Consider the following 15,123-nt stretch of genomic DNA (forward strand, 5'->3'; position numbering starts at 1 on the left):
TATTTGTTCTTCATCATTAAGTTCTACCATAGTTTGAGGAATCATATTTACATCTGCTTCTAATAATTCATATCCCTTTTGCACTAGAGCTTCTACCTTTTATTTAGTTAATATGTCATTATGGAATTTATTTTTTCCATAAATATATTTTCCATAATTCATTTATTACTAAAGATTATATACCTTCTAATATAATAGTGTCAATAGTAAGTATCTTATCGACAATCAATAAAATTCCATGTAATTACTATCTCATATAACCAGTAACATATTTGTCCTATTTCAAAAAATATAAAAACCCCTTCTATTTTAGAAAGGGTGTATGTAAAAACTAATTTTATTTTTAACGTACCATCTAAAAATGTATACATTACAAAAACATGTATACATATTGTAATTGCTATATTTTCAATGTGTACATTCAGAAGCATGGGCAGTGCCCATGCAGAAATTATCCATAAATACTTTTTATAATTATTTCTTTTGTTACTACATTTCCTGCTCTATCTGTTGCTTTAAGAATAACTATTCCATCTTTCATATCTGAATTTGCTTTAACAGTACAACGATTATCTGTTGTTTCTATAATTTTTGCTAATTTATTTGTATTGGTGCCTTTATCGTTTATACTCCATGTAACTTTTGCAGTATCAGGATTTGCCTTATATTCTGCTTGGAAACCCCATCTAATAGAGTTTTTTCCCACAATCTCTAGTTGAACTACTTCTACAACTTTAACTTTAATTTCTTTAACTACATTCTCAAAAGTAACTTTTACAGTAGTTTCTCCCTCTGCAATTGCAGTAATAATCCCTTTTTCATCTACAGTACATACAGATTCATTATCTACTTTAAAAGTCAATGCTGGACTTTCTATAGTTGTTGCTATATCATCTACAGTATCTTTCACTATTGCTTTTATTTCCTTTGTATCTCCTATGTTTAAAGAAATATATTCTTCAGCTTCAATTGTATATGTATGTTTTTTCTCATATTGCCATCTATCTGCTATTTCATTTTCTCTATCATCTGTATTATTAAATTGAGTGTTTTCTGCATATAAAATAGTCAATCCTCTTTTGGATTTATCAAACCCTACGACCTTCCAAGCTGATCCCATTATTATAAATCTGTCATCTATTTTTATTCTATTGCTATTCTCATTCTCTTGTAATATGACTAAAATATCTCCAGTCGCAATTTTAATCATTGAAAATTCTGTATCCTGTGTTTTAGTATCTATACATGAATAAATAGGTACTATTTCACCTTCAAAATTAAATTTAATTGTATATTTAACTTGTCTCATTAGGGATTTTTCATATACATTATTAAAATTGACAGATTGACTAAATGCTAACCATTTACATCCAAGTGCATCTATTGCACTCCCTTGCTTTACCTTATCTAAATCTGTAAATATATATTTATAATCATACTGTTGTATACCCTCATTATATTCTTTGAAAAATGTTCTTGTTTGTTGTCCATCTATTAAAACTTCTTCTCCGAATTGTTTCATATGCCTCTTATACATATCCTTCAATGCCTTGTTATTACTCATGTTACACCTCCTAATGTACATTAACTTAATGTTAAAAACCACTTTCAAATTCGATTTAAGAGGTTTAAATTTTAAAGCCTATACATTATACCTATTTAGAAATTAGCCCTCTTAAATCGGCTATATTATAATTTCAATAAAATACATACATTGAAAATACTACATTCTAATTTCGAGTAAATAGTAGTGTAAATGGACTATACTCTTCATCTTTAGCATTTTCTAGTTCTTCTATTTTTTTATTTATTTTATCTATTCTTTTTTCTAGCCACTTCATAGCATCTGAAGTAGTTTGAAATTCTGTTTCCACCCTTCTCATTAAATCTATATCATTGCTTACTGCTTCTAATATTTGTACTACTGTTTGCAATAGCTGTATTTGATCTTTCTCCTTATCATATTCAACCTCTGCATCTAAATCATTTTCAGATAAAAACATTGTATATTCTGCATCTGTAAAGTAATCTTTGTTATTTAGTTCTATTTTCAAACGTTCTAGTATTGTCATAGTAACCATTCCTTTCTATTTTGAGTATAAAAAAAGATACTCATTATTGAGTACCTTTGTAATTACATACATTCTATTATTACTTCATAATCATCTAAATTGAATTTCTTAGATTTTATTTTATATTCCTTATCATCTAAAGTAACAACATCACTATTCATAATAATATCTAGGTTATATTTTGTTAATTCTTTTGTTATTTGTTCATTATTGATAATGAAACAAACATCAAATTTAGGTTCATCATCATTGAAAATTAATAATATTTTTTCAATTTCATTATCTTCATTATAGATAGGAATAGCACTATGAAATTTATTATATATATTCTCCTCATCATAGCATAATTCAGTATAATTATTGATCATACCTTCTATATCCTTTTTTAAATCTTTTATATTATTAGAATCTAATACCTCTACACTATAGCATTTGCTCATGTTCATTCCTCCCTTTTTTCTTCATATTATCACAAATTTGTACATTATTCCATAAATGTGAATTATTTGATTCACTAACTTGATCACCTCAAATAAAAAAGAGTAGATAATTTAATCTACTCCTATAATCCATAATCATCTTCTAATTTTTTAAATCTCAACTCCATTTCTTCTTTTGCACTTTGAAAAAGTATGTTTTCAGGATCATTATAATATTTATCATAATCATAAGATTGTATATATATTTCTTCTATAATTGTATATAACTCAACTTCTTCTTCAGTAATTCCTTCTTTTAAAATTCTTTTTTTTGCAGGATCATAATATTTTATCACTACAGCTTCATCATTTTTCTGTAACTTTCCATGCGTAAGCTCTTTTTTTAACAATTTCACAACTTCTTTGCTCTCATCCCAAAACTCTTGACTTATACCTTCTGGTGGTTTAGAATTACAGCCTACTAAATTTAATATAATTACAAACACAAATAATATACTTAAAACCTTTTTCACCAAATCATACCCCTCCCTTTTTACTATTTTACCATATATTTCTACATCCATGAATTTTGATAATATTAAAACACTTTACAAATATAAAACATCCCATAAAAAAGAACAATGAGTTTTAATCATTGCTCTTTGCTTGTGTTATTAACTTTTAAATACAAGTGTTTCCAAAGTCATGACTTTCATTTAGTGTTTGATTTTCTTGTATGTTCACAACCCTTAATGTGTATTTATATATATTGAAATTTAATTTTAAATTCTTCCAAGCTTCATCATTTAATACTTCTTTTAACAATTCTTCGTCATATTGATTTATTTTAGTATTACCATATGTTTGTTGTGAAAATACTAACATATAATATTCTCCAACTGGAACATTTTGAATTTTGTAATTTCCCCATCCGTCAACTTGTCCTGTATAGATTCCATGTTTACCCTGTGGTATCTGTTGCATTAATAATGTAAATGTTTTAGTATCATTGTCTTTATTAAGACCAGTCGGAATCAAAGCTACTCTAGCACCAACATCAGGTTTTGTTCCGATAAAGTTATTGTATTGCCATGTTATAGTCCCTTCTATATTCCCAACTTTAGATTTATTTTCAAAATATTGACTAACATCTAATACATTTTGTGAATCTATAATATTTGTACCAGTTGTAATTCCTTGCCAATATTTAGATCCTGCAATAAGTGCCGTCATATAATAAGTGGTGTTTTTCTCTAATAACGAAAGTGGTTGTAATGTTATTTTATTTCCTATAACTGTAATTGTAACTGGAACAGCATCTCCATCTTTTTTATAAAGGATCATGGCATCAATATCTTCCAATTTCACATCTCTTTCAAAATTATAATCAAGATGGTTGTCTAATTCCATATTGAATATAGGGTCAACATTAATCCATATTTCATCTTTGAATTTATTAGGTATATTAAACCCTTTTCTTATCCCAAAAGGATCAAATGGATATGTTGATTCTTCTGCAAATGAAACTATGTTAAAACTACAAAATAACAAGGTGAATAACATTATAATTGAAAAATTTTTAAGTATTGATTTTCTCATATATAAACCCCTTTCGTATTTGTATAAATTTTACATTTATAGTATATCATATATTTAGATATTTATGAATTTTTTGGCAGAAAAAAAACGTATTAACTATATTCTATTTTTTAAAAAAGGGGGTACAATAAAAAAAGAATGTCAATCATTTTGACACCCTCTTATCTATGCTCATATTCTTTTACTTTTCTGTAAAATGTAGCTTTGGTCATTCCTGCAAGTTCCATTGCTTCAACTGCTTTAATTTCTCTATTTTTCCATTTTGTATATGCTTTTACAAAAGAATCATCTATATTTATGGTAGGTCTACCAAATTTCACACCTCTCATTTTAGCACTTTTGATACCTTCATTTCGTCTTTGTTGTATGTTTTCTCTTTCAGTATGTGCTACAAACGATAATACTTGCAATACTAAGTCGGATATGAACGTTCCTAAAATGTCCTTATGTTTTGTAGTATCTAATAACTCCATATCTAATACTTTAATATCAGCACCTATATTTTTAGTAATATCATTCCATTCAGCCATGATATCCTCATAATTTCTTCCAAAACGATCTAATGACTTTATTATAAGCAAATCACCTTTTTCAAGTCCTTTTTTCATATACTGATAACCTATTCTATCAAAGTCTTTTCCACTTTCTTTATCAGTATATATATATTTATCTTCAATTCCTAATTCTTTGATTCTATCAAGTTGTCTATCCAAATTTTGATCTTTACTAGATACTCTTAAATAGGCTACAGTTTTACACATAGTATCAAAACCCCTTTCTTTACTTTTGATACTTTAATTATATCATTTAGTATCATAAAGTCAACGGTATTTTGATACGTTTCAAAAATATTTTTATAAAGTTTTGGCACTATCCTAAGTGTTGATATATCGTTATATCTTTTTCGTATCAAAAGGTATACTATTTGATACGTTATATTTCATATTAAAAGTGCTGTATTCTTCTATAATTGGATAAACTAACTTTGTAGACTATTGATATTCGCTTTAGCTGAGTAAATTGCGGAAGTGATTCTGAATAGATATGATCCGTTGAGTTATTGTTAGGTAATTTGATTCCCTAGTCGGTATGGCATACCGAATTATATTTCATAATATTGTTTTAATTATAACAGCCGAAATTCTACAGAACAAACTTTACTCAGCTAAAGTGTAAACGTTACATATATAAATTACTCACTAATTCAGCCACATCCCTTACATTACACAAATATTACAATGTTACAATTATATTACAATAGTCTGACAACTTAATTATGTAGTTACATACTAACCAAGTCCTCTTTCTTCATTCCTTCCTCCATTAATCTATCAATTTCTTGCTGTACATCCAATGTTAAATCCGACTTCTCTATAATTGTCTTAATGCTCATTGCTCCCATTTCTCTTTGCTTCTTTAAATTGTCTAACAATTCACTCTGATTAGTTGGTTTACTATAATTAAATTCTACATCAACATAATCATCAGCACCAAATACAATCCCTTGTCTATTCAATATACTTTCTATTATTTCAAATCTTTGTTCTAGTCCTTCTCTTATATATGCTTCTAGTTTTCCAGCCTTAGAAGTAGCAAGTTGGTATAATAACTCCAATGAAACCTCACTAACATTAGCAATGTTGCTTTGTCCGAACACATGAGAAGGTACACTAGCAATCATCATCAATTGTTGTAATAATGCATCATATAACATTTTAATACTAGCACTATCTAAATTTGCTACTGCATATTTAAACTCTGCTCCATCTTCCAAATTAAGCAAATATCCTACCGTATCAGCATCTATACTTCCTTCTATTCTTTGCCCTATTACAATAGCTATAGGACTTAAACTATGGGTATATATAGCATCATCCATCTTATTAAGTAAGAACTCTATCTTACTCAATATTGGTTTAATATCTTCTAACATACTTCTACCAAAACAATCATCTTCTTCATTCTCGCCGTTCTTGTAATGTATCACCAATCCTGTTGCATTAGGAGCTTCCTCTATCAATTCTAATTCTTCACCACTATTACTATATCTTTCTACTTTATCCCCATAGTATACAGTATAGTAACTTATATTATCTATTGTATAATATTCAATAAATCCTACATATTCACCCATATCGTCATAAATTGGGTATCCATCTTCAGGATTAATCAATTTACTTGTAATCTTCCCACTACTGTCTATATAAACATATTCATAACAATCTCCATATTTTACCACTTTATCTATAGTTTTATAATTTAAAGTATGATATTTTCCTTTTCTAAATATCTTGTTATATTCTTTTACCATATTCTCACTCCCAATTAAAGAAACCCTTTTACCGATCAAATAATTGGTGTGAAATTGTAATATAGTTTTAGCTGTTTGTAATATCATTTTAGAAGTTTTATATATCTTACCTTTATACTTCATATCCTCTCTATTTAAGATTTTATGATATCCTGTCAAATACCTTTTATTTTCTATTACCTTTGCGATTCTATGTAAATGATGTGCTTTCTTACATTCCTCTACAAACCAATCATTTGCATTATTATATGCTTCTTCTATGTATTCGTATATACTCATGTTCATCCTCCTTAATTTTCTAAATATACAATTAATGTTTGAAAATCTGCATAATTAAAAGACACCCTCTCGGATGCCATTAATCATTTTCATCATTTATATGTTGTTCAAATAATTCCTTAAAACTTTCACACTCTATATGTGTGTCATATAATGAATAAACATATTCAATATCTTCAGATTTGTCTATAGTATTTTGATAATGTTTAATATTATCTTCAATTTTCATAATTAAATTTTCCAATGTTTTCATATCTTCTATACTACTTAATATTTCTTTATAATTGTCAGAATTAATGTCTTTATCACCGAAGTTTAATATGTTTTTCCAACGAATACTCTTTTTTTCTTCAACATCCATACTTGGTTTAACTTCAATACTCAAATAAATCTTTTGTGGTAACATTTCAAATAATAAAATTTCACATTCTGTATTTTTTAATACAACTTTTATTGTTTTATATTTTGCAATATATTTATTTTCAATATGCTCAGTTTCAAATCCATTGCTTTTAAAATACTCAACAAATTCATTTATGAATGATTGTTTCTTATGGTTTATTTTATCATCAGTTAACTTAATTATTTTATTGCATACTACTTTAAATTTCTCAAATTCCTCTATTGCTTTCACTCTCATTTCTTTTATAAGAGGAACTTGCTTTTCTTGTTCATCTACCATATTCTTCAAATTATTAATATCCATTTCCTACCACTCCTTACACAGAATATTTTTACACATTTTACAATATTCTACATAGACTGCATATATCCTTTTATTTATTATTTTCCCTTTTCCAAGCACCACATATCTCATCCCAACTCTTTTCGGATATTGTAATATTCAATTTATTTCTAGCTTCTTCATAATTCATATTCCTTAATGTATACATTACTCCATCTATTACATTGTAACATCTTCCAAATTCATCCTTTACAAACATAATACCTTCCAATCTATTTCATCATCATCATTTTTTTGCATATAAAAAGGAATAGTCATACTTTTAATACTATCCCTCTCGATCATTACTGTTTCTTTTTTCTTATAGTCTTCAAATATAAAAAACTGATTATCAAATTGTTTCTTTTCAGCCCTGCTCATATTTTTATATCTATTTTCATTCAACCAATCCACGAACTCGGTTGCTTTGATTGCTGTTGTATGTACTCTAATCAGCTGTCTATTTCCTTTCAATACAAATTTCATTTCTACTAAAACGGTATCTAAATCAATCATATTCTTTTTAATTTTAGTCATAATATCCTCCTATAATCTCATCAATTCCTCTTTGGTTAGTTTAGTAATAACATTTAGTCCTTTTGCTAAATATATATTCACAATATCTTTTGCATCTACAGTACCCCAAACTATAAATTCAATATCGTTGTAATAGTGATATGTTCTATAATTGCTTAAATCCACTTCGAAAATTATATAAAAATCATTCAGTAATTCTTCACTCGTCTTAATCCCTCCTACAACTCCATACATTTTTGTATAATCAATGCTATTAGAAAAAAACACTTTATTATAATCTATGCTATTGTAATTATTTAAACCTTTAAAATACCCTTCTTTTAGAATGTTTTTAGCATTTTCCATACTTGTACCATGCCAAACATTGTTTATGTTAGAATACTTTATATCTTCCTTATATTCTTTATATTCTTTATCTTCTTCATATAATTTGTTTTCTTTTAAATATTCTAAATGTTCATTCATATTATTAAATTGTTTATCATCTGTATACTCGTCAAAAGATTCATCTATTAGATTTTCACTTAATCCATTTTCAGCTAAAGTTTTTTTTGCAAGGTTTTTGGCTTCTTCTATACTAATATTTTTAAACTTAGCAATATCAACAACTTTTTTCCTTGTAACTTCCTTTGCTTTGCTTATTGCCTTTTTGTTTTCTATTATCTTTAATGTTGTTTTCTTAAAATAATCATCTGCATCCTTATTTTCAAATTTAAACATATCCTCAATTGTTATTTCTTTTATTTCATCATTTTCAATCAAGTATATTTTTAATATATTCTTTTCGATCTCCAATTCTTTAGCATTTATAAAATATAGATTTCCTGCTCTCTCTGCTACAATATGTTTTCTTTCATATAATTCTATATCTTTCATACTAAACTCAAATATGATATGTTTATCGTTATAATTAAATCTTTTTGCATATGTAATACTATCCTCTAAATTATCAGTAAAAAATATTTTATTTCTATTAAATAGCTCATCTGCCGTATATGTTAAATCGAACTGTTTAGGTAGCATTTTACCCATTTCAATTATATTTTTTGCATTTGCTAAAGTAGTTCCATGATATGCCTTTTCTACTCTTACACCTTGTTTTAAATCATAAAACAGAGTTTGTTCTAAAACATTATACTCTGTCCTGTCTTCCTTTTCTGTAGTTGTAAAATTATTCCGTATATCTTCATAATCTATACTTTCATTACCATTTTTGTACTCCTGCATCAGATAACATATTCTATTATTTCTTTTTTCTCTATCTACATATAATGTATTGTCATTTTTAAGTTTTCGCTGATAATGTATATTTGTATTATCTACAACTGCTTTAACAAATTCATTCACAAGCCAATCGATCACATAATTCCCTGATTTTCCTTTAATTTCTAGTATATCTTCATCTAATTTTTTTGCTAAATCTTCATATTTTTTTATTATTTCATTTATCTGCTTTATATAATCATATCTTTCAGTATTATCTTCTAATTGATTTTCAAAAATACAAAATTTTTCTTTTGCTATTTTGCATCTAAGTAGTATTATATTGTTTATTACATTATATTTTTGTAATCTCCATTCCACAAAAACTAAATCCCATGTTTTTTGTAATTCTTCTTTATAGTCCATCTTCTTCTACACCTCCTTCAATTGCATAAGCTCTTCTTTTGTCAATACTTTTATAATTCTATCCCCTTCTCTTAAAAAAATAGTTATAATATCATCTGCATTTATATGGTCAAATATAATATATTCTTTAAATGGTATTGTTGTATATACATTGGAATGTATTGTATTTATTTCAAATATTATCCCTCTATCAGTTGGATCAAAAGTTTCTCTATCCTCTGCACTTACAGCACCAGCCCCAAATTTAAATTTAGAATATAATTTTGCATAATCCAAACTAGCAGTTAAAAATATTCTATTATAGTTTTTATATCCCCACATCGGTTTACTGCAATTTGTTTTTATAACACCCGTTGCAAGTACATTCTTTGCACTTTCGATAGATGTGCCATGATACAATACTCTAATGTTATCAAAACTATTATTTGTTTTTTCTTTAAATGCTCCCTCTTGTATTATTCTCTTTAATACTTCATTAAGTTTTCCTGCCCAAATGAATAAGTTCTTAAAAGATCCATCTTCAAAATATTTATTTTCAATTTCTTTTAAACGATTTGCAATAGTCCCTAATTTATCAATTTTATTGAAATCATTCAATTCCTCATCCATTAAAATCTCTTCTACTTCTTGTATAATTCCATTTACAAAACTTTCAATCGAATCAATTGAATCCTTAAAATGTATATCTTCTTTCATTAACCTTATATAATCCTGCACATCCTTGCATTTTTCTCTGAATTCTTGTAAGTAGTCCATAATCACCTCTCCCTTAATACATGTATCATATATACCAAATTCCTGTTTTCAATCCATGTAAAGCCATTGCAATAGCCATTATAGTATCATCATGTCTTCCTTTCATAGCTCCCATTTTTCCTCCATCTACAACAAATACCTTCATTTCTTCTAATACATATTTACTATTTATCAATAATTGCCCTGTTTCTATCCATTCTACTAAATCATTGATTATCATAGTCTTGGATTGACTTGTTGTATTAAATCCTATTTTCTTCTTCTTGCGACCTCTCGTATCATATTCTTTATGCTTATGTAGATTCATATAATTGTAATCGTGTCTTAATCTATCTAGCACTGTATGTCCTGCACTTGCCTTTTCTACAACCATATATGCATAGTTATAATATCTACCAATATCATTCGTTATCTCTGCAAATTGATAAGGTTTTATCGTATTAGACCTAAACTCTGCTACTTGTTCGCCTTCTGAATCTAATACTTCTACAACACTATAATCCTGTTTTAACCCTTCTCCACTATCAACACCTATATAATATTTAGCTCCTTTAACTGGTTTTTTCCACATAAAAAAAGATCTACCATATAAATGCCTTAAGCACTCAGGTAAATCTGTTGGTTTCTTAATATGTTTATCTAAATATCTGCTTCTTTCTGCTATGTAATTTACATCAAAAATAGAATTTCCAGATGTTAGAAACGCTTCCATAGGATTAGATGGGAACTCTTGCTTAAATTGCTCCTCGCTACTGTTACTTATCTTCAACCTTCTCCATATCAACTGCTCAAGTGTAGCACCTTTACTATGTAGGTCAAGTTCTTCATTGTCTAAATCTGCTTTTGTTAACATTTTACCCTTTCTATCAATCCAAACATTTTTAAATTGTTTATATTCATCTGCAAACATTATCTTGTCATCTATCCAACTGAAAAAGAATGGTTTATACATATTCTCATTATTTTCTGCTTTTGTCCAAAACTCATTGAAAAAATTCAAACCATTAGCAGTACTTTCTACGATTATAATTGCATCACTACTGGTTGCCTGTTCTATGGCTAGTAAATTTTTCTCTATAGTTTCTTTCATAAAAGCCATTTCTGATATATGTACTATTCCATTGAGCGTTAAACCTCTTGCAACATCTTTATTGCCATTTGTAGCAACCACTATTTTACTACCGTTTGAAAATTTCAGTTCCTTCTTATTATTATTGAAAAGTGAAGGTTTCAAAACAGATGGCATATCATAATATAATTGTTTCAATTTATCAAATATACCATTTGCACTATCAATGCTATAAGATAATAATAAACTTGTTGTATTTGGCTTAGTACAAGCATAATACAAACTTAAAGCCGTTGTTAAACTAGATATCCCTAACTGTCTTGACTTTAGCACTACATTATATTTTTTCATATTTTCTACTAAGTATCGTTGTTGAGGATTTAATTTAAAAGGAACTATTTTACCATTTTTATCTGCAATCTGTAGAAATGATTCTATATAAAGTGTTGGATCACTTAATATTCTTCTTAACTTTGCCTTCTTATCTCCACTCTTAACCTCTCTAGCCATCAATATCATCTCCTACCTCATTCAAAATTGCAACTAATTCATTCTCTTTCTCATCTGCGAAAAATGATTTGCTGAAATCAGTAAATGCTTTAAATGCTTGTACATCTTTTTTTGCTTTCTCAAAATAAATTTGATACAACTCTATCATTTTATTATTGTGTAATATTTTTAATAAATACTTAATTGCTCTTTGTACATCTTCTTCAAGCAAATACTTTTCTGCATCTTCTTCTTTCAAGTTTCCACCTAGAAATTTTTTGCAAATATCTTGAAACGTACAGTCCTGATATTGCACTTTATACTTCCACAAAATCCAATATGCTTTTTTTGTAGTTGTTATTTCTTCTAATTTACCCAATAATGATTTTTCCCTCTTTGGACTACCCATATATATTCCTCCTACTTTTTAGATTTTTTGCTAGTTTTCTTTACTTTTTTATCCGTATCATTTTCAATTTGCTCTATTTCTTTTGTTTCCTCTGTAGCTTCTTCTTCTGCATAAGCATGTTTGTATAAACTGTTCAAATATTGCTTATATTGTTCCTCATTCAAATATCTTACCTCGTTCTCTATCATACTTATGAAGGGTCTAGTAACCCCTAAATCATCAGCAATTTTTGTTTGATTAACTTTCTTTTTAACTCGCAACATTTTTAATTGAAATCCACTTAACATATTATCAATCCTTTCTATTTTTATTTAAATTTGTTACAAAAGTAACTAAAAAAAATATAAAGGAAGGTCGTTGACCCCCTCTATATACTTTACTATGATAAAGTTATAAACTTTTCTTAAGCATTACAACTCCAGAATCATCTACTAATTTTGTAGCATAAATATAATCTGCTACAACGTCTGTTGCTTTTAGTTTTGCTTCTCTTTCTAATTCAATATTAATTTCTCTCTTTTCCATGTAAGCTAGGGCATTTTTCTTAATAATTAGTGTAATTGCTTCATTCGTTAATTTGTCAAACAATACATCACTTACAAAAACTGGAATATTTCTATAATATCCTAACAAACCTTTTCTCATAACTCCATTTGCATCTGCATTATAAGTTTTGCTTTTATCGATAAATTCTGGCATGTTAATTAAGGAAGGGATTAGAATACTATGTACACAAATACCAGACATATCCTCCGAATCCTGTTCATCCCCAAATAAATTAATTGCATTATTAAGCTCCGTTACTGTAATTTTAGTTGCTTCAGCTGTCTTTTCTTTTAAAGGTGTGGTCATTGCTTCGTTTATTAAAGATTTATCTAAATCTCGTGCAAAAACAATAGCTTGTTGTTGTGCAGCCTCTTCGATAAAATTTCCAAAAGCTGTTAAATCATCATAATCAAACACTCTTACAGTTTTTCCCTTTTGTACTATTTTTGCAGAGCTAGATGTTTGCTCTAAGTTTTCGGCTGTAAGAGCAACACCTTTCGTCATTTCTTCCACATCTCCTATTCGTCTAAAGCGTGGAAATACAACTGTTTCTCCTTGTCTTGTGTTTTTAAGAATTCCTAAATTTGTTGCTAATTGTGCAACTTTCAATCTTCCTTCAAATTTTTCTCTTACAATACCAGCATAAATTTCTGGCACTATTAAATTACTCATGTTAATTCCTCCTAATTTTTATTTTTTATATTTCCCATATAAAGGGAGAGGAGGACTATATTAAGTCCTCTGTATGTAAAAAGACACTCTTACAATTATTGTAAAAGTGCCTTATTCACTCAATTTACTGTATAAAGTTGGATTACTTTGTTGCAATTTCAATCTTTCCATATAGTTCATTTGTTTAAATTGATCTTTTGTAATTCCATCATTTGGCTTATGTGTTTTTGGCTTATAGCTACTATTCAATAAATGTTTATTTAGAATATCAGCAATTTCTTTTCCCAAGTTATCAAGATCATCATCCCCTGCATTAATAAATTTAGATAATTCTTTCGGTAAATTATTTGCAGTTAGTGTGTCCTGTACCTTGAATTGTCTTTCTTTCGCTTGTATTTGTTTCTCCTTCTCATCCAACTCTTTTAATTTTTGTTCTAATTTTAATTCAGTTTCACTTTTCTCAGCTGGTTTTAATTTAATTAATTCTTCTTCTAATACTTTTACTTTTTTAGAGTATTCAGTTCGCACCTTATCTGTTTCAGATTGAATAATTTTTTGAACATCTTCCTCTTTAAATGTTTTTACTTCCTCTTTTTTTGTTTCTTCCTTAGTTTCTTCTACCTCTACATTTTCATTTTGTTTTATTTCTAAATTTTCCATATCTACCATCCTTTCTAGTTTGTTGATATTGACCCTTTGAAAGTTTCAATATATACACCCTAATTAATTTTATTTTTTATTGATTTTTCATTCTTATATACAAAAAGAAATAGTAGCAGTCATTTTAACTGCTACTTTGTTGCAAATCCTCATGCAACTGAGCATCTAAGCACTTAAATTAGGCGGAGTAGGCAGGGTTCGAACCTGCAAGTAGATGCACTCAAACCATGTTAAATTTTGAAATTTACATAATGTATAAAGTTTATATAATAAAAAAGAATACACATTAATGTATCCCTTCTATTATCAAATTTAATTAATAAGTTCATATTTTTACATTACTACTCAGAAATAAAAAAGGAGATACTAAACTAATAGTATCCCTAATTGATCGCAAATTCTCCGAAATATTCCTTTTCGGCTTCCATTCTAGCTATTCTTGCATCTTCAATATCGTCAAAGTAGCCAAGATTGATATATCTATAATTTACACATATTCTTGATATGTATTTTTGATATGTATTATCCCAACTTACTCCATTTACACCGGTGCTATTTCTTATACTTATTCTTCTATTCCTTGCATTGTCTTGACTTGTTACTATTCTTAGATTCATATCTCTGTTATCTAAAGTATTTCTATTGATATGATCTACAACATCTTCATCATTCTCTACACCCATAACAATTCTGTGTAAATAAGCACGTTCCCCTGTAAAAGAGTTATATCCATGCACATACCCTTCTCCAAGATTTTTATTATAGTACCATTTATATTTTTTTACATTATTCAAATGTTTTGTATTAAATTTTGTTATAATATGTTCACCTTTAAGATTAATTATTTCAATCTCAGTTGTGCCGTTTTCTAAATCTTTGTATATATTTTCTACACTCATTTTGTATTCTTAATTCTCCTATCATCATCTTATTTTCTCTCCTTTTATTGTTG

18 protein-coding genes are annotated in these 15,123 nt (G+C 27.7%); all 18 read right to left on the bottom strand.

Annotation, left to right across the window (positions count from 1 at the left end; all coding sequences use genetic code 11):
• Positions 1 to 451: 451 nt before the first annotated feature.
• On the bottom strand, positions 452 to 1,564 hold the full coding sequence (locus EK368_RS08405) for an Ig-like domain-containing protein (protein ID WP_165000382.1): 1,113 nt from the start codon (positions 1,562 to 1,564) through the stop codon (positions 452 to 454).
• A 166-nt stretch (positions 1,565 to 1,730) separates the two neighbouring features.
• Positions 1,731 to 2,072, bottom strand: coding sequence for a hypothetical protein (locus EK368_RS08410; protein ID WP_129598415.1), 342 nt, complete (start codon positions 2,070 to 2,072; stop codon positions 1,731 to 1,733).
• Positions 2,073 to 2,134: 62 nt separating this feature from the next.
• The gene (locus EK368_RS08415; protein WP_129598417.1) at positions 2,135 to 2,512 is read right to left on the bottom strand and encodes a hypothetical protein; all 378 of its coding nucleotides are present in this window, start codon (positions 2,510 to 2,512) and stop codon (positions 2,135 to 2,137) included.
• A 122-nt stretch (positions 2,513 to 2,634) separates the two neighbouring features.
• Entirely contained in the window at positions 2,635 to 3,027 is a 393-nt protein-coding gene (locus tag EK368_RS08420; protein WP_129598419.1) for a hypothetical protein, read from the bottom strand.
• A 145-nt stretch (positions 3,028 to 3,172) separates the two neighbouring features.
• Positions 3,173 to 4,090, bottom strand: a complete 918-nt coding sequence (locus tag EK368_RS08425) for an Ig-like domain-containing domain (protein WP_129598421.1) — start codon at positions 4,088 to 4,090, stop codon at positions 3,173 to 3,175.
• Positions 4,091 to 4,251: 161 nt separating this feature from the next.
• The gene (locus tag EK368_RS08430) at positions 4,252 to 4,851 is read right to left on the bottom strand and encodes a recombinase family protein (RefSeq protein ID WP_129598423.1); all 600 of its coding nucleotides are present in this window, start codon (positions 4,849 to 4,851) and stop codon (positions 4,252 to 4,254) included.
• A gap of 521 nt (positions 4,852 to 5,372) precedes the next feature.
• Positions 5,373 to 6,680 (bottom strand): phage portal protein, encoded by a 1,308-nt coding sequence (locus EK368_RS08435; RefSeq protein ID WP_129598425.1) that lies wholly within the window; start codon positions 6,678 to 6,680, stop codon positions 5,373 to 5,375.
• Positions 6,681 to 6,759: 79 nt separating this feature from the next.
• The gene (locus EK368_RS08440; RefSeq protein ID WP_129598427.1) at positions 6,760 to 7,386 is read right to left on the bottom strand and encodes a hypothetical protein; all 627 of its coding nucleotides are present in this window, start codon (positions 7,384 to 7,386) and stop codon (positions 6,760 to 6,762) included.
• 70 nt (positions 7,387 to 7,456) lie between these two features.
• Positions 7,457 to 7,624, bottom strand: a complete 168-nt coding sequence (locus EK368_RS14870; protein ID WP_165000383.1) for a hypothetical protein — start codon at positions 7,622 to 7,624, stop codon at positions 7,457 to 7,459.
• The gene (locus EK368_RS08445; protein WP_129598429.1) at positions 7,615 to 7,941 is read right to left on the bottom strand and encodes a hypothetical protein; all 327 of its coding nucleotides are present in this window, start codon (positions 7,939 to 7,941) and stop codon (positions 7,615 to 7,617) included. Before EK368_RS08445 ends, EK368_RS14870 begins: the two co-directional genes overlap by 10 nt.
• Positions 7,942 to 7,950: 9 nt before the next feature.
• Complete coding sequence (locus tag EK368_RS08450; RefSeq protein ID WP_129598431.1) at positions 7,951 to 9,570, bottom strand: hypothetical protein; 1,620 nt, start codon at positions 9,568 to 9,570, stop codon at positions 7,951 to 7,953.
• Positions 9,571 to 9,576: 6 nt separating this feature from the next.
• On the bottom strand, positions 9,577 to 10,326 hold the full coding sequence (locus tag EK368_RS08455; protein ID WP_129598433.1) for a hypothetical protein: 750 nt from the start codon (positions 10,324 to 10,326) through the stop codon (positions 9,577 to 9,579).
• A 25-nt stretch (positions 10,327 to 10,351) separates the two neighbouring features.
• Positions 10,352 to 11,905: a phage terminase large subunit family protein gene (locus tag EK368_RS08460; RefSeq protein WP_129598435.1), complete on the bottom strand. Its 1,554-nt coding sequence runs from the start codon at positions 11,903 to 11,905 to the stop codon at positions 10,352 to 10,354.
• On the bottom strand, positions 11,898 to 12,293 hold the full coding sequence (locus EK368_RS08465; RefSeq protein WP_129598437.1) for a hypothetical protein: 396 nt from the start codon (positions 12,291 to 12,293) through the stop codon (positions 11,898 to 11,900). Before EK368_RS08465 ends, EK368_RS08460 begins: the two co-directional genes overlap by 8 nt.
• Before the next feature lie 11 nt (positions 12,294 to 12,304).
• The gene (locus tag EK368_RS08470; protein WP_129598439.1) at positions 12,305 to 12,580 is read right to left on the bottom strand and encodes a helix-turn-helix domain-containing protein; all 276 of its coding nucleotides are present in this window, start codon (positions 12,578 to 12,580) and stop codon (positions 12,305 to 12,307) included.
• Between the two features lie 103 nt (positions 12,581 to 12,683).
• The gene (locus EK368_RS08475; RefSeq protein ID WP_129598441.1) at positions 12,684 to 13,511 is read right to left on the bottom strand and encodes a major capsid protein; all 828 of its coding nucleotides are present in this window, start codon (positions 13,509 to 13,511) and stop codon (positions 12,684 to 12,686) included.
• A gap of 111 nt (positions 13,512 to 13,622) precedes the next feature.
• The gene (locus EK368_RS08480) at positions 13,623 to 14,171 is read right to left on the bottom strand and encodes a hypothetical protein (RefSeq protein WP_165000384.1); all 549 of its coding nucleotides are present in this window, start codon (positions 14,169 to 14,171) and stop codon (positions 13,623 to 13,625) included.
• Positions 14,172 to 14,554: 383 nt separating this feature from the next.
• The gene (locus EK368_RS08485) at positions 14,555 to 15,070 is read right to left on the bottom strand and encodes an HNH endonuclease (RefSeq protein WP_129598445.1); all 516 of its coding nucleotides are present in this window, start codon (positions 15,068 to 15,070) and stop codon (positions 14,555 to 14,557) included.
• Positions 15,071 to 15,123 lie beyond the last annotated feature (53 nt).

The sequence above is a fragment of the Anaerophilus nitritigenes genome, from assembly GCF_004138215.1.
In the GTDB taxonomy this organism is placed as follows: domain Bacteria; phylum Bacillota; class Clostridia; order Peptostreptococcales; family Thermotaleaceae; genus Anaerophilus; species Anaerophilus nitritogenes.

Bases quoted from the DNA above. Each gene is read 5' to 3' on its own strand.
- EK368_RS08405 (WP_165000382.1), bottom strand. From the start codon at position 1,564: ATGAGTAATAACAAGGCATTGAAGGATATGTATAAGAGGCATATGAAA.
- EK368_RS08410 (WP_129598415.1), bottom strand. From the start codon at position 2,072: ATGACAATACTAGAACGTTTGAAAATAGAACTAAATAACAAAGATTAC.
- EK368_RS08415 (WP_129598417.1), bottom strand. From the start codon at position 2,512: ATGAGCAAATGCTATAGTGTAGAGGTATTAGATTCTAATAATATAAAA.
- EK368_RS08425 (WP_129598421.1), bottom strand. From the start codon at position 4,090: ATGAGAAAATCAATACTTAAAAATTTTTCAATTATAATGTTATTCACC.
- EK368_RS08430 (WP_129598423.1), bottom strand. From the start codon at position 4,851: ATGTGTAAAACTGTAGCCTATTTAAGAGTATCTAGTAAAGATCAAAAT.
- EK368_RS08435 (WP_129598425.1), bottom strand. From the start codon at position 6,680: ATGAGTATATACGAATACATAGAAGAAGCATATAATAATGCAAATGAT.
- EK368_RS08440 (WP_129598427.1), bottom strand. From the start codon at position 7,386: ATGGATATTAATAATTTGAAGAATATGGTAGATGAACAAGAAAAGCAA.
- EK368_RS14870 (WP_165000383.1), bottom strand. From the start codon at position 7,624: ATGTTTGTAAAGGATGAATTTGGAAGATGTTACAATGTAATAGATGGA.
- EK368_RS08445 (WP_129598429.1), bottom strand. From the start codon at position 7,941: ATGACTAAAATTAAAAAGAATATGATTGATTTAGATACCGTTTTAGTA.
- EK368_RS08450 (WP_129598431.1), bottom strand. From the start codon at position 9,570: ATGGACTATAAAGAAGAATTACAAAAAACATGGGATTTAGTTTTTGTG.
- EK368_RS08455 (WP_129598433.1), bottom strand. From the start codon at position 10,326: ATGGACTACTTACAAGAATTCAGAGAAAAATGCAAGGATGTGCAGGAT.
- EK368_RS08460 (WP_129598435.1), bottom strand. From the start codon at position 11,905: ATGGCTAGAGAGGTTAAGAGTGGAGATAAGAAGGCAAAGTTAAGAAGA.
- EK368_RS08465 (WP_129598437.1), bottom strand. From the start codon at position 12,293: ATGGGTAGTCCAAAGAGGGAAAAATCATTATTGGGTAAATTAGAAGAA.
- EK368_RS08470 (WP_129598439.1), bottom strand. From the start codon at position 12,580: ATGTTAAGTGGATTTCAATTAAAAATGTTGCGAGTTAAAAAGAAAGTT.
- EK368_RS08475 (WP_129598441.1), bottom strand. From the start codon at position 13,511: ATGAGTAATTTAATAGTGCCAGAAATTTATGCTGGTATTGTAAGAGAA.
- EK368_RS08480 (WP_165000384.1), bottom strand. From the start codon at position 14,171: ATGGAAAATTTAGAAATAAAACAAAATGAAAATGTAGAGGTAGAAGAA.
- EK368_RS08485 (WP_129598445.1), bottom strand. From the start codon at position 15,070: ATGAGTGTAGAAAATATATACAAAGATTTAGAAAACGGCACAACTGAG.